Source organism: Vreelandella stevensii S18214 (assembly GCF_000275725.1).
GTDB lineage: Bacteria > Pseudomonadota > Gammaproteobacteria > Pseudomonadales > Halomonadaceae > Vreelandella > Vreelandella stevensii.
Genome location: NZ_AJTS01000047.1, coordinates 66,802 through 87,224 on the forward strand (window position 1 = coordinate 66,802; position 20,423 = coordinate 87,224).

Below are 20,423 nucleotides of genomic sequence, written 5' to 3' on the forward strand. Positions count from 1 at the left end.
GCGGTGGTAGGATAATCGCAATGTTCACCTATTCAGTCGGATGACCCTTATGTTCGGTTTTTTCAAACGCAAGAAAAAGCACGACTCCCAGCAGGAGCCGCAGGAAAGTCAGGATCCGTCGCTAGGCGCTGAGCCCCCCGTCAGCGAGCGTGACACACCGGCTCCCGCGGCGGAAGAGGCCGCGCCAGAGGTGCCTCGCGAAGACGCGCCCGCCAGTGCCAAGACGCTGGATGAGCCGCTATCTCCGTCAGCCACCGAGGAAGAGGCAGCGCTGCCCCAGGACGAAGAGCCGGTGCACAGTGAGCTTGTGGAACATACGCTGCCAGAGCCAGAGCCAGAGCCAGAGCCAGAGCCAGAGCCAGAGCCAGAGCCAGAGCCAGAGCCAGAGCCAGAGCCAGAGCCAGAGCCAGAGCCAGAGCCAGATCCAGAGCCAGAGCTAGAGCCAGAGCCAGCCAAGCCCGCGCTACAAGAGAAGCCGGTGGCCGAGCAGGGCGAGAAGAAGGGCTGGTTTGCACGCATCAAGTCGGGGCTGGGCAAGACCCGCGCCAACCTGACCGATGGCTTGGCCGATCTGTTTCTGGGCAAGAAGCATATCGATGACGAGCTGCTGGAAGACCTGGAAACCCAGCTGTTGATGGCCGATGTGGGCATCGAAGCCACCAGCGAGATCATCGAGCGCCTGGAAGCGCGGGTGTCCCGCAAGGAACTGAACAACCCGGAGGCGCTGTATCGCGGCTTGCAGGAAGAGCTGGCCGCGCTGCTGGGGCCGGTCTCCACGCCGCTGGATGTCCAGAGCGCCAATGGCGGGCCCTTCGTCATTCTGGTGGTGGGGGTCAATGGGGTGGGGAAAACCACCACCATCGGCAAGCTCACCCAGCGTTTTCAGCGCGAAGGCAAGAGTGTCATGCTGGCGGCGGGGGATACCTTCCGGGCGGCCGCCGTGGAGCAGTTGAAGGTCTGGGGTGAGCGCAACAGCGTTCCGGTGATTGCTCAGCACACCGGCGCAGACAGCGCATCGGTGATTTACGATGCGGTGGCGGCGGCCAAGGCTCGTGGGGTGGACGTGCTGATTGCCGACACGGCCGGGCGGCTGCATAACAAGAGCCACCTGATGGAAGAGCTCAAGAAGGTGCACCGTGTCATGCAGAAGCTGGATGACACCGCACCCCACGAGGTGATGCTGGTGCTGGATGCGGGCACGGGCCAGAACGCCATCTCCCAGGCCAGCACGTTCAATGAAGCGGTGCCGATCAGTGGCATCACGCTGACCAAGCTGGACGGTACCGCCAAGGGCGGCATCATCTTCGCGCTGGCCAAACAGCTGGAGACGCCCATCCGGTTCATTGGCGTGGGTGAAGGTCTGGACGACCTGCGCCCCTTCGATGCCCACGATTTCGTCAACGCACTGTTTGACCGCCAGGGAGATGATAGCCGCGCATGATTGCCTTCGAGCATGTGGGTAAGCGCTATGGAGGGCGCTTTGATGCGCTGGCGCACCTGAACTTCCGCGTGGCCAGAGGCGAAATGGTCTTTTTGACCGGCCACTCGGGGGCAGGCAAAAGTTCGCTGCTGCGGCTCATCATGCGTCTTGAAACTCCTAGCCGGGGCCGGGTGGTGGTGGCGGGGCACGATATTGCCCAGCTGCACCCCAGTCAGGTGCCGTTCTACCGCCGCCAGATTGGCGTTGTGTTTCAGGACCACCAGCTGCTGTTCGACCGCAGCGTGTTCCACAACGTGTCGCTGCCGCTGGAAATCCAGGGCGTCGAGCCACGAGAGGCCGCCCGGCGGGTGCGTGCCGCCCTCGACAAGGTAGGTCTCTTGCATCGCGAGAAAGCGCTGCCCATCGAACTTTCTGGTGGTGAGCAGCAGCGGGTGGGCATTGCGCGGGCAGTGGTCAACAAGCCAGCCTTGCTGCTGGCGGATGAGCCCACCGGTAACCTCGACCCACAGCTATCGGCGGATATCATGGGGCTCTTCGAGGATTTCAATCGGATTGGCACGACCATCATGATCGCCAGCCACGACCTGGCGCTGATTGCCCGGTTGCGTCACCGCATTCTGCGTTTGCAGGATGGTCGTCTGGTGGGTGACGAGGGAGCCTTATGAAGCGTTCGACACCCCGCCACCCTGCCACGCCGCGCCAGGGTGGCGCTGCCCCGCGAGCCAGACGCGCTGCACCCACCCCGTCTTCACCGAGCGAAGCGACAGCACGCAAGGGGGCGCGTTCGCAGCAGACACGTTTCAGCAGTCGCCTGCGTGCCTGGGGCAGGCACCATCGTGCCATGGCCATCGACAGCCTGTACCGGCTGGTGCGCCAGCCGCTGGGCAACCTGCTGACCATGCTGGCCATTGCGATTGCGCTGGTGCTCCCGGCCGCGCTCTGGCTGACGCTGGATAGCGCTCGCCTGCTGAATACCGAGCTGGATGAAAGCGCGACGCTGACGGTCTACCTCGACGTTGCCGTGGACGAAGCGCAGGCGGCGCGTATAGAAGAGGCGGTCGTGGCAGACGAAGGCGTGGCGCAGGCACGCATGATCAGCCCGGAAGAGGGCATGGCCGAATTCCAGCAGTCGCTGGGCATCGATGACACTTTGGCGGGGCTGGATGACAACCCGTTGCCCACCAGCATCGTGATCGCACCGCAAAGCGTCGACCCCGATGCCATGGCGGAGCTGGCCCATCGGCTCGAAACCCTCACTGGCGTAGACGAAGTTCGTGTCGATCTGGCCTGGGTGGAGCGGCTGCGCCATTTGGCCGAGCTGGGGCGCCGGGTGGCGCTGGCGCTGGGCGTTCTGTTCGGCTTTGGCGTCTTGCTGGTGGTGGGCAACACCATACGCCTGGCGGTGGAAAGTCGTCGCCGCGAGATCGAAGTGGTGATGCTCATGGGGGCCACCCATGCCTTTGTCAGGCGGCCATTTCTCTACAGTGGTGCCTGGTACGGCATTGGGGGAGGCGTGATTGCGCTCGGGTTGCTGGGGTTGGGAAATCACTGGCTATCGCTGCCAGTGGCGGCCCTGGCAGCCAGCTATGGCGCCAGCTTCACTTTGCCGCAGCTGGATGTGACGGGCTCTACAATTCTGCTATCTTGCAGTACACTATTGGGCTGGTTAGGCGCATGGCTGGCAGTGACCCGCCACCTTTCCAGTATCCGCCCGCGTTAGGTTCACGGCGCAGGACATCGGGCAGTCATGGTCATGTCATCTCAGGTTAATGGACCAGTGACAAGCTTGAAAGAGGTGCTACCGCTGATGAACTGGCCTAGTGAACCTTGACGGTTGGCCAGGGTCTTATCAGTCAATTCCAGATGCGCTGGCCGAGTATTGCCTGCGCATCGACCACGAAAGGTTTTAAGGGAGACCGTTTGCACATGAGCACTAGTCTTCTACCGGTGGGACAGCTGTCGCCAGGCAACGACCTGGGCGGCTACATTCAGGCGGTCAACGGCATTGCCGTCTTGAGCGTCGAAGAAGAGCGTGAGCTGGCGTTTCGTCTTTATGACGAAGGCGACCTGGAAGCGGCGCGTCGTCTGGTGTTGTCGCATCTGCGCTTCGTTGTCCACATCGCTCGCAGTTATTCGGGGTACGGCCTGCCCCAGGCCGACCTGATCCAGGAAGGCAACGTTGGCCTGATGAAGGCCGTCAAGCGCTTCGATCCTAACCAGGGCGTGCGCCTCGTATCCTTTGCGGTGCACTGGATCAAGGCAGAAATCCACGAGTTCGTGCTGCGCAACTGGCGTATCGTCAAGATTGCCACCACCAAGGCACAGCGCAAACTGTTCTTCAATCTGCGCAGCGCCAAGAAGCGTCTGGCCTGGTTGAACAACGATGAAGTCAACGCCATCGCCAAGGACCTGGACGTCAAGCCGGAGATCGTGCGTGACATGGAAGGCCGTTTGTCGGCGTTCGACGCTGGCTACGACGCAGCGCCCGGCGATGACGACGAGAGCGCTTATCAGGCACCTGCCTATTTCCTCGACGACGCTTCGGCAGACCCGGCGACACAGCTGGAAGATAGCGACTTCGAAGAGGATTCGACGCGCCGCCTTCAGCTGGCCTTGCAGGCACTGGATGACCGCTCTCGGGATATCCTCCAGCGCCGCTGGCTGACCGATGACAAAGCCACGTTGCATGACTTGGCCGATGTTTACGGGGTGAGCGCCGAGCGTATTCGCCAGCTCGAAAAGAACGCCATGAAAAAGCTTCGTCAGAAAATGGGTGATGCTGCCATCGCTGCATGATGTGAGCTTGTTGGGTGGTGCTGCTACTTAGTGCCACCGCCTAACGCTGAAAAGCCCGAGCCCGAGAGGGATCGGGCTTTTTGCCTGATGCAGGTTGGCTTTACGGCAATGCCCGCGACTATTTCTGCGCCTTGTCTATTTTTCGCTCTGCTTTTCCTGCTAGATTCCCCTTTGGGCATACGCCTCTGCCGTGAAAGAGCACCCCGAGCGTGACCTGGTCATCGATCTGGCGGCTCAGTCGGCGCAGCCGATCAATCGCTGGATCGAGGAGACCGATGTCTTTGGTCTGGTGAACACTCCCACGCATCATGCGACGCATTGATGCGGGGCTTCAGGCTCTCGCCGCCAGAGCGTTGAGAGCGTGACCGGTGTTCTCGGTTTGCCAAGGGAGCTTCTGCCCGCTGACAACTGCCCGTCCTTGCGGCGGGTCAGCTTGTGTTTCCAGGCCCAATAGCGGGCACCGATGTTGTAGCTGGCGTTGAGGTCGGCGTTGTACTGCTTGCCGTTCGGAAAGATAGCCAGTTCGTGCTGTGCCTTGTCCCGCTTGACGCGACCCGAGCCATCGAAAGCCCAGGAAGACGTGCCCCGGGCATAGACGTAGACAACCCGACCACCCGCCTCGGCCATTTTCTGCTCGATCAGCGTGGTCAGCCGGCGATGTAGCCACTGATGGAAGCGCTGGCGAAGTCCCGACCGTTTCTTGCCGGCTTTGGGGCGCCAGCCCTTCAGGTCTTCCAGCACGATCACATCGGCGCCCTGTGCCAGTGCGAAGTCGACCAGTCGACGGGAGGTCTGCTGGGCAATCTGCTCGTTGATGTGCTGGGCCTTGCGGTACCACATCCGCCCGAACCCTTTCGAGAGCCTGGCGGTCTTGCGCGCCTTGCGGCGAATCAGCGTGGCGCGCTTGTCGCGACGGTCTATGTCCGCGGCGGGGTGGAAGAATCCACGCGCTGCGACAGTGCCGTCCGGTGTCACGATGCTGGCCGTGGCCAGCGTATTGATCCCCACGTCCACGGCGCATACGCGCTGCTGGTCAGGGAGGGATTGAGGCGCCAACGCCACCGGCACCGCCAGGTGGCAGCGTCGATTGAGCACCAGGGTGGGCGACTTCACAGTGCCGAGAAGATGGCGCTGACGTACCGCCTTGATCGCCACGTTATGCCACAGCCACTCCTTGCCATCCCACAGCTTCAGGCTGGCGGTGGTGAAGTCGGCATCGAACTTGACCAACTGCCCGCGATACATCGCCGGATAGCAGCCGGCCACGGGGTTGAAACGCGGTGGCTGGGCATGTTTCCGCTGGCGATCTCCCGACTGCCAGGCCCAATAGCGGGTCAGGTAGCTCGATACCTGGCCCTTGACGAACTCGATGGCGGCTCGGCGCAGGTAGGACGGGAACTTGTAGAAACGCTTCACGAAGTAGTGGTGGCGAGGCGAGGGGTTCTTCTTGGTCGGGTGCATCAGCCGCTCCACGGCAGCGGCAAAGCTAGGGGCCTGCTGCAGCGACGGCCAGTTGGCCAGGACCACCACCGACAACGCACGGCAGAACTGGCGATACTCCGCCAGCGTCAAACGCATCAGGTGTCGCTGCTGCGTCGTGGCTTGTAGTGGCCACTTGTCCGTGCGAATCATGGTTCGAGTCATGGAAAAAGCCTAAGCCATTACCTGATATTTATCCAGTATTTGCCTTGACGTTCGCCAAGGCTCGCCGCTTAACTAGCGCATCACGCTTCGCGTCGATACGTAGGATGCGCGGCTGACTTACTCAATGAGTTAGGCATGCAAGTGGTTGCGCAAGTCCTACGAGCGGCTTGAGAAGCTGAAGTCGCAGCTTGAAACCATTGACAACGGCTAGCAAGCACGCTTGACGCGTGATAGACTACGCCATCCTCTCAGACAAGACCCGTGAACGGGCAGCGAAATGACTGCTCGTTACACTATTTGGCAGAATTGAAAGTGCTGCCAAATCAATCGGTTGTTGTGGAAAGATTCGTACGGAAATGTCGTGCCAAGGCAATTGCCAGCCGACAGACACATAGTTAATCCGTTGCCGTTGATGGGCAACCTTTATTCTCCAAGGAGATACCTGTGGCGAACAGCAAGCAAGCACGCAAGCGCGCCCGCCAGGCCGAGACTCGTCGCGTCCTGAAATCCAGCCAGCGCAGCATGGTCCGCACTTACATCAAGCGCGTGATCAAGGCGATCAACACTGGCGATCATGGCAAGGCCATGGAAGAGTTCAAGGTCATGCAGCCGGTCGTTGACCGCATTGCTGACAAGGACGTGCTTTCCAAGAAGAAAGCAGCGCGCCTGAAAAGCCGCTTGAACAAGCGCATCAAGGCTCTGGCGGCGTAAGCCGGCAGTCGCCCTAAAAAACCGGCTGCGGCCGGTTTTTTTGTGTCCAAACGTTGCCCGTGCTGCTTGAGCCCCCCTTTTCTCAGTATGGAACCAGTGATGAGTGCGAAGACACCGCCGCAAGCCAATATGTCGCCGCCGCGCCGAGGGCTGATGCGCTCTGGACTGGTGGTGAGCGCCATGACCATGATCTCGCGGGTCATGGGGCTGGTGCGGGATGTGGTGGTTGCCACCTTCCTGGGGGCGGGCAACGGGTCCGATGCCTTCTTCGTGGCGTTCAAGATTCCCAATTTCATGCGCCGACTGTTCGCCGAAGGGGCCTTCAATCAGGCCTTTGTGCCGGTGTTGTCGGAGTACTCGACCCAGCGCAGCAAGCAGGAAATTCGTGAGCTGCTCAATGCGGTGGCGGGCAGCCTGACCGCCATCCTGGCGCTGATCACGGCGTTTGCCATGCTCGGTGCGCCCTGGCTGGTATGGCTGTTTGCGCCAGGCTTTGGGCGTGACCCCGACAAGCTGGCCATGACCGCCGACATGCTGCGCTTGACCTTCCCCTACCTGCTGCTGATTTCCTTGACGGCCTTTTCCGGCAGTGTTCTGAATACCTGGAACCGCTTTGCCGTTCCTGCGTTTACGCCAGTGTTGCTCAATCTTTCGTTGATCGGGGCGGCGCTGTTTTTAATGCCTCTGATGGAAGAGCCTGCCATGGCGCTGGCCTGGGGGGTGCTGATTGCCGGTGCTGCCCAGCTCGCCTTTCAGGTGCCGTTTTTGCTGCGCCTGGGGCTATTGCCAACGCCATGGCCCAACTTCGCCCATGATGGGGTCAAGCGTATTCTCAAGCTGATGGCTCCGGCGCTGTTTGGCGTATCGGTGTCGCAGATCAACCTGTTGCTGGATACGGTGTTGGCGTCGCTGCTGGTGGCCGGTAGCGTCTCCTGGCTCTACTACTCGGACCGTTTGGTGGAGCTGCCGCTGGGCGTGTTTGGGGTAGCCATTGGTACCATCATCCTGCCCGCGCTTTCCAAGCGCCACGCAGAGCAGTCCAGCGAACATTTCGCTGCCATGCTGGACTGGGCCATTCGCGTGGTGCTGTTGCTGGGCGTGCCTGCGGCGCTGGCGCTGGCGGTGCTGGCCGAGCCTTTCCTGATCACGCTGTTCCACTATGGGGCGATGACCGAGGTGGATATTCAGATGGCAGCCATGAGTCTGCGCGCCTATGCGTTCGGTCTGGTGGCCTTCATGCTGATCAAGGTGCTGGCCCCTGGCTTCTTTGCCCGCCAGGACACCAAAACCCCCGTGAAGGTCGGGATCGTCGCCATGGTCGCCAACATGCTGCTCAATTTGCTGCTGATCTGGCCGCTGGCGCACGCAGGGCTGGCGCTGGCCACGGCGCTGTCGGCGTTCCTGAACGCGGGGTTGCTGGGCTACCTGTTGTATCGTCAGGGCGTGCTGGTGTTTCAGCCTGGCTGGGGGCGGTACGCGGTGCAGCTGGGTGGGGGCAGCCTGCTGATGGGGGTGGCACTCTATCTCGTGTCGCCCCACTGGCAGGCGTGGCTGGAGTTCGGCATGTGGCAGCGGATTCGCTGGGTGTCCGGACTGGTCGTACTTGGCGGTGGACTCTATTTTCTGTGGCTGACGGCGCTGGGGCTGCGCCCACGGCATTTCAGGATGAATAGCTAGGCTGAGGCGGGGCGTTGGTCAAGATGGCCCGATGGCAATCTTGACCTGCACCAGGCCAGCACGTTCGTTATAATCAAACGCTTTCAAGACGGCAGAGGTGCCATGCACGTCATTCGAGGTCTGCACAATCTGACACCCTCTCAGCGTGGCTGCGTGGCGACCATCGGTAATTTTGATGGCGTGCATCGCGGCCATCAGGCGATCCTGCAGCAGTGCCGAGAGCACGCGGCCCGCCTGGGAGTGCCCTTGACCGTGGTGGTCTTCGAGCCGCAGCCACGGGAGTTCTTTGCGGGTGACCAGGCGCCGCCTCGTCTGACGCGGCTGCGGGAAAAAGTGCGCTTGCTGCACGACCACGGTGCGGAACAGGTGCTTTGCCTGCCGTTCAACGACGCCTTGCGCAGCCTGACCGGCCGCCAGTTCATCGACCAGGTGTTGATCCAGGGGTTGAACGTCCGCCATCTGGTGGTAGGGGATGATTTCCGTTTTGGCTGTGATCGCCAGGGCGATTTCGAGCTGCTGGAAGCCGTGGGCAGTCACCATGGGTTTGGCGTCGAAAATACTCACACCTTCACGGTGGCAGGGGAGCGTGTATCGAGCACCCGGGTGCGTACCTTGCTGGCCAGCGGCAATTTCGAGGTGGCGGCGCGCCTGCTGGGCAGGGCCTATTCGCTGCATGGCCGCGTGGTGCGCGATCAGCAGTTGGGGCGCACCATCGGTGTGCCCACGGCCAATTTGCCGCTACTGCCCCAGCCGCTGACGCTGCGCGGCGTGTTTGCCGTGGTGGCCGAGCTGCCGAACGGTGCTCGCCTGCCCGCCGTGGCCAACGTCGGTTTTCGGCCCACCGTGGGGGCCAAACGGCCCACCCTCGAAGTGCATCTGCTGGACTTTTCCGGCGACCTGTATGGTCAGCGGCTGACGGTTTACCCTTGCGCACGGTTGCGCGGGGAAGTGAAGTTCGACGATTTCGACGCGCTGAAGGCGCAGATTCAACACGACCAGGCCAGGGCGCGCCGCTATTTTGCGGCGGCTGAGGCTGGCGTAGCACGTACTCTTCCGCTGGCCTCGGCCCCGCTTGGGCGTGAGACCGCTTCTTCTGATTTCACTTCGGCGGATAACGACGCCGATGCTAACGACGGCTGACCGGAACTATGGATTACAAGCACACGCTAAACCTGCCAGAAACCGACTTTCCCATGCGCGGCATGCTGCCGAAGCAGGAGCCAGGGCGCGTTTCCCAGTGGCAGGACATGAACCTGTACCAGCGCCTGCGCGAAGCCCGTGCGGGGGCACCGCTGTTCGTCCTGCACGATGGCCCTCCCTATGCCAACGGCAGCATCCATATCGGTCACGCCGTCAACAAGATTCTCAAGGACATCATCGTCAAGTCCAAGAACCTGGCGGGCTTCGATGCACCCTACGTGCCGGGTTGGGACTGCCACGGCCTGCCTATCGAGCACAAGGTCGAGACCACCCATGGCAAGCACCTTCCGGCCGATAAAGCCCGTGAGCTGTGCCGTGAGTACGCCGGTGCCCAGATCGAAACCCAGCTGGTGGATTTCGTGCGCCTGGGGATCATCGGGGACTGGGATCACCCCTACCGCTCCATGGATTACGCCAACGAGGCGGGCGAGATCCGCGCCCTGGCCGATATGGTCGAAGCGGGCTACGTCTTCAAAGGGCTTAAACCGGTGAACTGGTGCTTCGACTGTGGTTCGGCGCTGGCCGAGGCGGAAGTCGAGTACGCTGATAAAAAATCTGACGCCATCGACGTGGCCTTCCCCGTGGAAGATGCCGACAAGCTGGCAGCGGCGTTCGGTCTGAGCGAGCTGGCCAAGCCTGCGGCGGTGGTGATCTGGACCACCACGCCCTGGACCATTCCCGCCAACCAGGCGCTGAACGTTCACCCCGACTTCACCTACGCGCTGGTGGATACCGGCGAGCGGTTGCTGCTGCTGGCCGAAGAGCTGGTCGAGAGCTGCCTGGAGCGTTTTGGCTTGCAAGGTGGCGTGGTGGCGACGACTCAGGGCAAACACCTGGATCTGATCAATTTCCGCCATCCGTTCTACGACCGCCTCTCGCCGGTCTATCTGGCGGACTATGTGGAGTCCGAGGTCGGCAGCACCGGTATTGTTCACTCGGCCCCCTCCTACGGGGTAGACGACTTCAACACCTGCCGTGAGCACGGCATGAGCTTTGACGACATGCTTAACCCGGTGCAGGGCAACGGTGTCTATATCGACGACCTGCCGTTCTTTGGCGGCCAGATGATCTGGAAAGCCAACCCGAACATCATCGACAAGCTGCGTGACGTGAACGCGCTGATGGCCCATACGCCGATCACGCACAGCTATATGCACTGCTGGCGCCACAAGACGCCGGTCATCTATCGTGCCACGGCCCAGTGGTTCGTCGGCATGGATATCAAAGGCAAGGATGGCAAGACCCTGCGCGAACGGGCGCTGGCCGGTATCGAAGCCACCGAGTTCACCCCTGCCTGGGGGCAGGCGCGCCTGCACAGCATGATTGCCAACCGCCCGGATTGGTGTATCTCCCGTCAGCGTAACTGGGGCGTGCCGATCCCCTTCTTCCTGCACAGGCAGACCGGTGAGCTGCACCCGAACACCGTGTCGCTGATGGAAGAGGCCGCCAAGCGCGTGGAGCAAGAGGGCATCGAAGCGTGGTTCAAGCTGGAACCCTCCGAGCTGCTGGGCGCGGAAGCCGCCGACTACGAAAAAGTCACCGACACGCTGGACGTGTGGTTCGACTCGGGCACCACCCACCGCCACGTGCTGCGCGGCTCGCACCCCCATGGCCATGAGAGTGGCCCCCGGGCAGACCTTTACCTGGAAGGCTCGGACCAGCACCGGGGCTGGTTCCATTCCTCGCTGCTGACCGGCGCGGCCATCGATGGGCATGCGCCTTACCGGCAGCTGCTGACCCACGGCTTCACCGTCGATGCCCAGGGGCGCAAGATGTCCAAGTCCATCGGTAACGTGGTGGCCCCGCAAAGCGTGATGGACAAGCTGGGGGCGGACATTCTGCGCTTGTGGGTCGCCTCGACGGACTACTCCGGCGAGATGGCCGTCTCCGACGAAATTCTCAAGCGTACGGCCGACGTCTATCGCCGTATTCGCAACACGGCCCGCTTCCTGCTGTCCAACCTGAGCGGTTTTGACCCTGCTCGGGATCAGGTGGCGTTCGGCGATATGCTGGCGCTGGACCAGTGGGTAGTGGACCGTGCGGCTCAGCTGCAGGGCCGTATCGAAAAAGCGTATGAAGAGTACCGCTTCCTGGATGTCTACCAGCAGGTGCACGGTTTCTGCGCACGGGAGCTGGGTGGTTTCTACCTGGATGTCATCAAGGACCGCCAGTACACCACGCAAACCGACTCGCTGGCCCGTCGCAGTGCGCAAACTGCGCTGTATCACGTGGTGGAAGCGTTGAGCCGCTGGGTGGCCCCGATTCTGTCGTTCACCGCCGAAGAGATTTTCGAGCATATCCCCGGCCAGCGTGGCGACAGCGTGCTGCTGGAGACCTACTACACAGGCCTCTCCACGCTGGACGAGGGTGCCGAGATGGGCCGGGCGTTCTGGGAGCAGGTGCTGGAAGTGAAGCACTCGGTGAACAAGTGCCTGGAAGATGCCCGTAACGCCAAAGTGATCAAGGGCAGCCTGGCGGCGGAAGTCACGCTTTACGTGAACGACGAACTGCACACGGCGCTGGCCAAGCTGGGCGACGAGCTGCGTTTTGTGATGCTCACCAGTGAAGTGCATCTGGCACCGCTGGCCGATGCGGCCGGTGCCGAAAGTACCGAGCTTGAGGGTTTGAAGGTAGCCGTCAACGCCAGTGAACATGCCAAGTGCGAGCGCTGCTGGCACCACCGCGCCGATGTGGGCAGTTTTGCCGCCCATCCGGACCTGTGTGGCCGCTGTGTGAGCAACTTGCCCGAAGGCAGTGGAGAGATTCGTTACTATGCCTAACACCGTGAGCGGCACGGAAGCGTCGACCCACCAGCGTCCGCCCATGCGGCGGCCGCTGCGCTGGCTATGGCTGGCGGTGGCGGTGATCGTGCTGGATTTGCTGACCAAATACGCCGCCAGCCATTTTTTGAGTTATGCACAGCCGGTTGAAGTGCTGCCGTTTTTCAACCTGACCCTGCTGCACAATACCGGCGCGGCCTTCAGCTTCCTGGCTGACCATCCTGGCTGGCAGCGCTGGTTCTTTGCCACGGTGGCCATTGGCGCCAGCATAGGGCTGACCGTGTGGCTCTCCAGGGTGCGGGCAGACGAAAAGCTGCTGGCCATCGCGCTGCCGTTGATCATCGGTGGCGCGCTGGGCAACCTGTATGATCGGCTCATTCACGGCTATGTCGTGGACTTTCTCTCATTCCACGTGGCGGGCTGGTACTACCCGGCTTTCAACGTGGCCGATATTGGTATTACGCTGGGTGCCGTGGGGCTTATCTGGGAGTCGTTCATGGGCGATCGACGCCGTAAAAAAATGGCCTGAACGCCCCCGCGCCTACCTGTGAGGAACTATGGACTACCTAATTGACGATGGCATGGAAATCACCCTCCACTTCACGTTGAAGCTGGAGGACGGCACAGTGGTGGATTCCACCAAAGAGAAAGCGGCTGCCACGTTTCAATATGGCGATGGCAACTTGCCGCCGGGTTTCGAGCACCCCATCAAGGGCATGGCCTCCGGCCAGAGCGGGTCATTCCAGATTACCCCGGAGCATGCCTTCGGTCAGCATAATCCGCAGAATATCCAGACCTTGAAGCGAGCAGATTTTGGTGACGACGAGCCCGAGGTGGGCATGGTCATGTCGTTTGCCGACAAGGCGGGAACGGAACTGCCGGGCGTGGTCAAAACAGTAGAAGGTGACCGCGTGGAGGTCGATTTCAACCACCCGCTGGCAGGGCGCACGCTGACGTTCGAGGTCGAAGTGCTCAACGTCACGCCGATCACCAAACACTAATTTCCCGAGCGATGCAGGTTGCATCAAGGCGCATTTATGCAGTCATCAGAGTCATCTCAGCCCATTCAGATCAAGCTGGCTAACCCGCGCGGATTCTGCGCCGGGGTCGACCGTGCGATCGATATCGTCAATCGCGCGCTGGATGTCTTCGGCCCGCCGATTTATGTGCGCCATGAAGTCGTGCACAACCGCTTCGTGGTGGAAACGCTGCGCGAGCGCGGGGCAGTCTTCGTCGAAGAACTCCATGAAGTGCCCGACGATGTGATCGTCATCTTCTCGGCCCACGGCGTTTCCCGAGCGGTTCAGCAGGATGCCGAACAGCGTGGTCTGAAAGTTTTCGATGCCACTTGCCCGCTGGTCACCAAGGTACACATGGAAGTGCTGCGCTACGCCAAACGCGGCCAGGAGTGCATTCTCATCGGGCATGAAGGCCACCCCGAAGTCGAAGGCACCATGGGGCGCTACGACACTTCCCATGGGGGCAAGATCTATCTGGTGGAAGACGAACAGGACGTTGCCAATCTGGTCGTCAACGACCCTGCGGCGCTGGCGTTCGTCACCCAGACCACGCTCTCCATGGACGACACGGCCAAAGTGATCGACGCGCTGCGGGAGAAGTTTCCCGAGATCCAGGGGCCGCGCAAGGACGATATCTGCTACGCCACTCAAAACCGCCAGGATGCCGTGCGCGAGCTGGCAGCGGACAGCGACCTGGTGCTGGTCGTGGGCAGCCCCAACAGCTCGAACTCCAACCGCCTGCGGGAGCTTTCCGAGCGCATGGGGACCCCCGCCTATCTGATCGACAATGCCGAGCAGATTGAGGCTGCCTGGCTCGAAGGCGTCAAGCGCATTGGCGTCACTGCTGGTGCCAGCGCCCCGGAAGTGCTGGTGAAAGGCGTCATCGACCAGTTACAGACGCTAGGCGCAGAAGCCCCCGTGGAGCTGCAGGGGCGTGAGGAGAACATCACCTTCTCCATGCCCAAAGAGCTACGCGAGCGTGTGATCGTTAGTGAATAATCATCAGTGAGACAGCGTTAACACCTGAGCTGTTCATGGAGGTGCAAAGCGTATCGGTTTGGGACATACTCGAAGTATGGTTCAGTTGATACGGGAGCACCGCGCGTGCCAGATCGCTCTATTCCCCCTGTGGGTGGCAAATTTCCCCCTCAGGGGTTTACCCTCATCGAGTTGCTGATCGCCGTCGCGATCATCGGTATCATCGTCGGTATCGCCTACCCCAGCTATAACCGCTATGTCGAGCGTTCCCTGCGCACCGATGCGCATGCGGGCCTGCTTCAGGCCGCCTCCGAGATGGAGCGCTGCTATTCACGTCAATACTCCTACAATGACTGCACCGTCACGGCCACCTCGCCCGATGGTAACTACGCCATTACGGTCGCCAATGGTGGTGACGAAGACGGTGGTTTCCTGCTAACGGCTTCCAGTGAGCGAGACGATGGCTGCGAACAAGACTTGCAGTACAACGCCCGTGGCGAAAGGCTGCCTGCTGCCTGCTGGTAAGCACCGGCAGCAAGGCGGCTTCTCCTTGGTCGAGGCACTCGTGGCGCTGGTGGTGCTGTCACTTGGCCTGATCAGTATTGCTGCCATGCAGCTGAAAGCCTTGCAGGCCGTGCAGCGCGGCTATCAGCAAACGCTGGTGAGCGTAGCGGCGCTGGATGCCCAGGAACGGGTCTGGGCGGCAACGCGTCATGCCGAGGGCTGTCAGGATATCCCGCTTGCCGAGATCGAGCGTGCCTGGCACGCGGCCTGGTTCGCTGCTTCAGGTGGGCCGCTTATCCGCCATGCCAGGGCGGCTGATAGCACCATTACCCGGCAAGATTGCCTGTTCGAGGTGACGGTCGGGCTGGACAGCGCGTTGGACGCAAGCGCCCAGTCGCTTGTTTATCCTTTTCAACTCCCTCTTTAAAGAGTGTGGCGGCGCCTATGGAGAGGCAAAACGGCTTCACCCTGACAGAGATGATGGTGGCCATGGTGGTGGGCGTCACCATTGTGATAGGGGCAGGGCAGCTCTTCTTGAGCACTCTGCACACATTTAGGCAGACAGAAAGTCTCGGGCGCCAGCAGGAGGCGCTGATTTTCTCCGTTGCCCACATTACGGCCACGTTACAGCGCCACGGGGCATACGACGATACGGGAGAGCCGTACTACCGGTTACAGTGCGTCCCGTCAGCCAGTGAGTGTCGCTGCACACTACAGGATATGTCGCGAGCGCAGCCGCTGGTGACCTTCCAGGCTGCAGAGGGTGCCTCCTGTGCACGCGATGAACCCGTCGGCACCGTCGTTGGACAGGCGTCTGACGTGTATCAAGTAGTGTTGCCGTTAGGACCCAGTGGTCAAGCAGTCACTTTTCATGTGGCCCATCGTGAAGCGTTATTCCATCCGGATGAATAGCCTGGGGGGCTCGAGCAGATGAACACTCAGCGAGGCGCTGCGCTGGTCATTGTCATGGTGCTGCTGGCCAGTGCTCTGGTCACGGCGATGATGGGCATGCAGTCCGCCCTGGTGGACGAGCGGCTCGCGGGCAATTTTCGTGCTTCCCTGCAGGCTCAAATGAACTCAGGGAGTGCGGCATCACACGCATTGTGGCGATTCGACGAGCTATCGTGGGAAGGCGCGCCGCAGATAGAGGCTTCCGCCACGGTGCGCTTCGAAGACTATCTTGGTCATCCCCATTCCCAGCGCGTGTCCCAGGATTGCCCCTCCCAGGGCTGTCTGTTCGTGCCAGTGGTGTTGCAAGGCGAATCATGGGTCATGGCGTTGGGGGCAGTGCTGTCTGAACGTGATGGCATCGTGGCCCAGAGTGAGCCCGTCTTCGTGCGGCTGGACACTCGAGCGGATGGACAGGCAGTCGTCGTTTGGAAATAGGCGTACAATAGCGTATCGTTTTTCACCTTTATTCAGTTGGATCCAGATCATGAGTCAGATAGCCAAAACCCGCGTGCTGACCGGAATTACCACGACGGGGACGCCTCACCTCGGCAATTACGTCGGGGCCATCAAGCCTGCCATCGAGGCAAGCCAGGACCCTAACGTGCAGTCGTTCTACTTCCTGGCCGACTTTCACGCCCTGATCAAGTGTCAGGACCCCAAGCGTGTTCAGGCGTCACGCATGGAGATCGCCGCTACCTGGCTGGCGTTGGGTCTGGATACCGATAACGCCATCTTCTATCGCCAGTCGGATATCAGCGAAATTCCCGAGCTGATGTGGATGCTGTCGTGCGTCTGTGCCAAAGGCCTGATGAACCGAGCCCATGCCTACAAGGCCGCCGTGGCCGAGAACGAAGAGGCAGGCGACCAGGAACCGGACAAGGGCATTACCATGGGGCTGTTTAGCTACCCGGTACTGATGGCCGCCGATATCCTGATGTTCAATGCCCATAAAGTGCCGGTCGGGCGCGATCAGATCCAGCATATCGAGATGGCACGTGATATCGCAGGGCGCTTCAACCATCTGTTCAAAGGGCAATACTTTGCTCAGCCGGAGGCCGTGGTCAACGAAAAGGCAGAGGTGCTGAAAGGCCTGGACGGTCGCAAGATGTCCAAAAGCTACAACAATACCATTCCGCTTTTTGTCAGCGAGAAAAAGCTGCAAAAGCTGGTGCGCAAGATCAAGACCAACTCTCTGGAACCTGGTGAGCCCAAAGACCCCGACACGTGTACGCTGTTCCAGATTTATGCTGCGTTTGCCAGCGATGCCGAAACCGCTACCATGCGTCAACAGTATGAAGAAGGTATTGGCTGGGGAGAGGCCAAGGATCAGGTCTTCGAATACCTCAATGCCCATCTCAGCGCACCGCGTGAGCGCTATAACGCCTTGATGGAAGATCCTGCTCATATTGAAGCCATATTGCAGAAAGGCGCTGAGCGTGCCCGTGCCGAGGCATCCAGCACTATGGATAAGCTGCGTTCGGTGGTTGGGCTGGGGCGTTTTATTTAATTATTCACTTTGGGAATATTAACCTCTCAATAAAGAATTTCCAGCGTCTACGCCTCGCCGTTAGGCTTATAACTATTGTCCAACTTAGCCAAGCGCCTTGCTGTTGCAGGCGCTTTTGGCGTTGCTAAACAGGTGAATTATGGCGACTACCTCAATGGTGGCTTCGAGCTCGTACCGCGTGCCCCTTCTGGCCGTGGCAGCGATTGTGCTGGGGGCGCTCGTGATTGGCGTCATCTTTGGCGCCAATATCGGGCTGCTGATGATCGTGGGCGGCCTGCTGGGTATGGTGCTCTATCATGCAGCGTTTGGCTTTACGGCGGCCTGGCGGGTGTTCATTACCGAGCGTCGTGGGCGTGGCTTGCGGGCGCAAATGATCATGCTGGCGATTGCCGTAGTGTTGTTTTTCCCGGCGCTGGGGGCGGGGTCGCTGTTTGGTACGCCGGTGAGTGGCTTCGTCTCGCCGATCGGCATTTCGGTGCTGTTCGGTGCGTTCATCTTCGGTATCGGCATGCAGCTGGGAGGCGGCTGTGCCTCGGGCACGCTGTTTACCGCTGGCGGTGGTAATGCCCGTATGCTGATTACCCTGGTGTTCTTTATCGTGGGCTCGGTCATTGGCTCCGCGCATTTCACCTGGTGGCAAAGTTTGCCCGCCTTCCAGCCGGTGTCGTTGGTCAATGTGGCTGGTGTGGGGGGCGGCATCGGCATCAGCCTGGTGCTGTTCGCTGCCATTGCCGCCTTTACGGTGATCATGGAGAAGCGCCGTCATGGCCAGCTGGAGCAGGTCCCTACGGTCGATAAGCCCGGCGTGGAGCGCTGGCTCACGGGCCCCTGGCCGCTGGTGGCGGGGGCCGTGGCCCTGGCGCTGCTCAACTTTGCCACCCTGGCATTGGCGGGTCGCCCTTGGGGAATTACCTCGGCCTTTGCGCTGTGGGGCGCCAAGGCGTATGAGCTGGTGGGCGGCGATGTGAGCCAGTGGGGTTATTGGCAAGCACCGGGTAACGCGGCCGCGCTGGAAGCCAGCATATGGAGCGATATCACGACGGTCATGAATGTGGGTATCATGCTGGGGGCACTGGCTGCCGCCCATCTGGCCGGGCGTTTCGCACCGAATTTCCGTATTCCGCTGCGCTCGGTGCTGGCCGCTGTGATTGGTGGCCTGCTGCTGGGGTATGGTGCGCGCTTGGCGTTTGGTTGCAATATCGGTGCGTACTTCAGCGGCATTGCGTCGGGTAGCCTGCATGGCTGGGTCTGGATGGCGGCGGCCTTTGCGGGCAACCTGATTGGCGTGAAACTGCGGCCGTTTTTCTTTGCTGGCGAAGAGGGGCGCCGTCCCACCGCCAAGAGCTGCTGATCGCTAGCGTTTTGGTGTATTCGATGAACACCTCGGCCATGGCCGGGGTGTTTTTTTATGGCCATTCCTGGCGCTGCTTCTACCTTTGTCGCACGACCATGTTACATTACGCACAAACGTCGCCAACGCCCAGCGTTGCTGCATTGCAACAGCAATTGACATAAAAAGAGAGTGCCTATGTCTACGAAGAGTAAACGCCCCCTGTACATTCCTTACGCCGGTCCTTCGCTGCTTGAAATGCCGCTATTGAACAAAGGCAGCGCGTTTACTCAAGAGGAGCGATTGGCGTTCAACCTGATCGGCCTGCTCCCGCAAAAAGTCGAAACCATCGACGACCAGCTCGAACGTGTCTATCGACAGTACCAGCAGTGCCATAGTGACCTGGAGCGCCATATTCATCTGCGCGCCATTCAGGACGATAACGAAACGCTCTATTTCCGTCTGGTGTCCGAGCATCTGGAAGAGATGCTGCCGATCATCTACACCCCTACCGTGGGTCAGGCGTGCCAGGAGTTTTCCAATATCTATCGTAACCACCGGGGCTTGTTCATCAGCTACCCGGACCGCGAGCATATGGACGACATCCTGCGCAGTGCCACCAAGGACAACGTGAAAGTCATCGTGGTAACCGATGGCGAGCGTATTCTTGGCCTGGGTGACCAGGGCATCGGCGGCATGGGCATTCCTATCGGTAAGCTGGCGCTGTATACCGCCTGTGGCGGCATCAGCCCTGCCTACACGCTGCCGATCATGATCGACGTGGGCACCAATAACCAAGCGCTGCTGGATGACCCCATGTACATGGGATGGCGTCACGAGCGGGTCAGCCAGGAAGAGTACGATGCCTTCATGGCCGAGTTCATTTGCGCCGTGAAGCGTCGATGGCCGAATGTGCTGTTGCAGTTCGAGGATTTTGCCCAGGCCAACGCCGTGCCGTTGCTGGAGCGCTACCGCAACGAACTGTGCTGCTTCAACGACGACGTGCAGGGAACGGCCTCTGTAGTGGTAGGTACGCTGATGGCTGCCTGCCAGGCGCGGGGCGAAACCATTGCGCAGCAGCGGGTGGTGTTCGTGGGCGGTGGTTCGGCGGGGTGTGGTATCGCCGAGCAGGTAGTGGTCTCCATGGAGGCCGAAGGTTTGACCGAAGCAGAGGCGCGAGCACGCATCTTCATCGTCGACCGGGATGGCTTGATGACCAGCGACCAGACCTGGCAGCGTGATTTCCAGCGTCGTCTGGCCCATGATCCTGCGCTGGTAGCCAACTGGAACGGTCAGGGGCTGGAAGAGACCATTGCCCAGATCAAACCCACCATCCTGATTGGGGTCTGTGGCCAGCGGGGCATCTTTACCGAACAGGTCGTGCGTACCATGCATGCAGGCTGTGAACACCCGGTCATCATGCCGCTCTCCAACCCCACCTCCCAGGCAGAAGCCGTGCCTGAGGACGTGATTCGCTGGACCGACGGCCAGGCCTTGGTAGCCACGGGTAGCCCCTTTGCGCCGGTGGTCTACAACGGGCGGACCTACCCCATTGCCCAGTGCAACAACGCTTATATTTTCCCCGGTATTGGCCTGGGGGTGATTGCCGCCGACGCCCACCGCGTGACCGACGAGATGCTAATGAGCGCCTCGCGTGCTCTGGCCCGTGAAGCACCGCTGGTCAAGGAGGGGCAGGGTGCGCTGCTGCCACCGCTGTCGCGCATTCGTGAAATCAGTAAGTCGATTGCTTTCGAAGTGGCTGCCCAGGCGCAGCAAAACGGCGTGGCGCTGAAAACCAGCGGCTCGGAGCTGCGTGAGCGTATCGAAAAGTCCTGCTGGTCGCCGGAGTATCGCTTCTACCGTCGCCGCGCTTTCTAAGGCGCGG

At 60.8% G+C, this 20,423-nt stretch carries 20 protein-coding genes; 19 read left to right on the forward strand and 1 reads right to left on the reverse strand.

Annotation, left to right across the window (positions count from 1 at the left end; all coding sequences use genetic code 11):
• Window positions 1-49 precede the first annotated feature (49 nt).
• The 5 genes from ftsY (at window position 50) to HSS18214_RS19700 (ending at window position 4,559) form a co-directional block, all read left to right on the forward strand.
• The gene (gene ftsY / locus HSS18214_RS0114605; protein WP_026001965.1) at window positions 50-1,441 is read left to right on the forward strand and encodes a signal recognition particle-docking protein FtsY; all 1,392 of its coding nucleotides are present in this window, start codon (window positions 50-52) and stop codon (window positions 1,439-1,441) included.
• Window positions 1,438-2,106 (forward strand): cell division ATP-binding protein FtsE, encoded by a 669-nt coding sequence (ftsE, locus tag HSS18214_RS0114610; protein WP_016916020.1) that lies wholly within the window; start codon window positions 1,438-1,440, stop codon window positions 2,104-2,106. The genes ftsY and ftsE overlap by 4 nt, the downstream gene beginning before the upstream one ends.
• On the forward strand, window positions 2,103-3,161 hold the full coding sequence (ftsX, locus tag HSS18214_RS0114615) for a permease-like cell division protein FtsX (protein WP_016916021.1): 1,059 nt from the start codon (window positions 2,103-2,105) through the stop codon (window positions 3,159-3,161). Before ftsE ends, ftsX begins: the two co-directional genes overlap by 4 nt.
• 206 nt (window positions 3,162-3,367) lie before the next feature.
• Entirely contained in the window at window positions 3,368-4,237 is an 870-nt protein-coding gene (gene rpoH / locus HSS18214_RS0114620) for an RNA polymerase sigma factor RpoH (RefSeq protein WP_026001966.1), read from the forward strand.
• A 190-nt stretch (window positions 4,238-4,427) separates the two neighbouring features.
• Window positions 4,428-4,559 (forward strand): hypothetical protein, encoded by a 132-nt coding sequence (locus HSS18214_RS19700; protein WP_254893791.1) that lies wholly within the window; start codon window positions 4,428-4,430, stop codon window positions 4,557-4,559.
• On the opposite strand, the gene HSS18214_RS0114630 is transcribed toward HSS18214_RS19700, so the two are convergent.
• Window positions 4,544-5,881 carry an IS200/IS605 family accessory protein TnpB-related protein gene (locus HSS18214_RS0114630; protein ID WP_026001967.1) on the reverse strand — a complete coding sequence of 446 codons (1,338 nt, stop codon included), beginning with the start codon at window positions 5,879-5,881 and terminating at the stop codon, window positions 4,544-4,546. The genes HSS18214_RS19700 and HSS18214_RS0114630 overlap by 16 nt on opposite strands.
• A 444-nt stretch (window positions 5,882-6,325) precedes the next feature.
• Here HSS18214_RS0114630 and rpsT point away from each other — a divergent pair, with 444 nt between their 5' ends.
• The 14 genes from rpsT to HSS18214_RS0114700 all read left to right on the forward strand — a co-directional run bounded on the left by rpsT (window position 6,326) and on the right by HSS18214_RS0114700 (window position 20,416).
• A complete protein-coding gene (gene rpsT / locus HSS18214_RS0114635; RefSeq protein WP_016916025.1) occupies window positions 6,326-6,592 on the forward strand; it encodes a 30S ribosomal protein S20 in 267 nt (88 codons plus the stop codon).
• Window positions 6,593-6,691: 99 nt separating this feature from the next.
• Window positions 6,692-8,269, forward strand: coding sequence for a murein biosynthesis integral membrane protein MurJ (gene murJ, locus HSS18214_RS0114640; protein ID WP_016916026.1), 1,578 nt, complete (start codon window positions 6,692-6,694; stop codon window positions 8,267-8,269).
• Window positions 8,270-8,371: 102 nt separating this feature from the next.
• Complete coding sequence (ribF, locus tag HSS18214_RS0114645) at window positions 8,372-9,409, forward strand: bifunctional riboflavin kinase/FAD synthetase (protein ID WP_026001968.1); 1,038 nt, start codon at window positions 8,372-8,374, stop codon at window positions 9,407-9,409.
• Between the two features lie 8 nt (window positions 9,410-9,417).
• On the forward strand, window positions 9,418-12,249 hold the full coding sequence (gene ileS / locus HSS18214_RS0114650) for an isoleucine--tRNA ligase (protein WP_016916029.1): 2,832 nt from the start codon (window positions 9,418-9,420) through the stop codon (window positions 12,247-12,249).
• Window positions 12,242-12,778: a signal peptidase II gene (gene lspA / locus HSS18214_RS0114655; protein WP_016916030.1), complete on the forward strand. Its 537-nt coding sequence runs from the start codon at window positions 12,242-12,244 to the stop codon at window positions 12,776-12,778. Before ileS ends, lspA begins: the two co-directional genes overlap by 8 nt.
• 28 nt (window positions 12,779-12,806) lie before the next feature.
• The gene (gene fkpB, locus HSS18214_RS0114660; protein WP_016916031.1) at window positions 12,807-13,250 is read left to right on the forward strand and encodes an FKBP-type peptidyl-prolyl cis-trans isomerase; all 444 of its coding nucleotides are present in this window, start codon (window positions 12,807-12,809) and stop codon (window positions 13,248-13,250) included.
• 36 nt (window positions 13,251-13,286) lie between these two features.
• Entirely contained in the window at window positions 13,287-14,267 is a 981-nt protein-coding gene (gene ispH / locus HSS18214_RS0114665; RefSeq protein WP_016916032.1) for a 4-hydroxy-3-methylbut-2-enyl diphosphate reductase, read from the forward strand.
• Between the two features lie 105 nt (window positions 14,268-14,372).
• Window positions 14,373-14,771: a type IV pilin protein gene (locus tag HSS18214_RS0114670; RefSeq protein ID WP_139788489.1), complete on the forward strand. Its 399-nt coding sequence runs from the start codon at window positions 14,373-14,375 to the stop codon at window positions 14,769-14,771.
• Window positions 14,740-15,177, forward strand: coding sequence for a type IV pilus modification PilV family protein (locus tag HSS18214_RS18320; RefSeq protein ID WP_227407525.1), 438 nt, complete (start codon window positions 14,740-14,742; stop codon window positions 15,175-15,177). Before HSS18214_RS0114670 ends, HSS18214_RS18320 begins: the two co-directional genes overlap by 32 nt.
• Window positions 15,178-15,194: 17 nt before the next feature.
• The gene (locus HSS18214_RS0114680) at window positions 15,195-15,662 is read left to right on the forward strand and encodes a PilW family protein (protein WP_016916035.1); all 468 of its coding nucleotides are present in this window, start codon (window positions 15,195-15,197) and stop codon (window positions 15,660-15,662) included.
• An 18-nt stretch (window positions 15,663-15,680) separates the two neighbouring features.
• The gene (locus tag HSS18214_RS18325) at window positions 15,681-16,136 is read left to right on the forward strand and encodes a pilus assembly PilX family protein (protein ID WP_016916036.1); all 456 of its coding nucleotides are present in this window, start codon (window positions 15,681-15,683) and stop codon (window positions 16,134-16,136) included.
• A gap of 49 nt (window positions 16,137-16,185) precedes the next feature.
• On the forward strand, window positions 16,186-17,208 hold the full coding sequence (locus HSS18214_RS0114690; RefSeq protein WP_016916037.1) for a tryptophan--tRNA ligase: 1,023 nt from the start codon (window positions 16,186-16,188) through the stop codon (window positions 17,206-17,208).
• A gap of 139 nt (window positions 17,209-17,347) precedes the next feature.
• Entirely contained in the window at window positions 17,348-18,559 is a 1,212-nt protein-coding gene (locus HSS18214_RS0114695; protein ID WP_026001969.1) for a YeeE/YedE family protein, read from the forward strand.
• Between the two features lie 177 nt (window positions 18,560-18,736).
• Window positions 18,737-20,416 carry an NAD-dependent malic enzyme gene (locus HSS18214_RS0114700; RefSeq protein WP_016916039.1) on the forward strand — a complete coding sequence of 560 codons (1,680 nt, stop codon included), beginning with the start codon at window positions 18,737-18,739 and terminating at the stop codon, window positions 20,414-20,416.
• Window positions 20,417-20,423 lie beyond the last annotated feature (7 nt).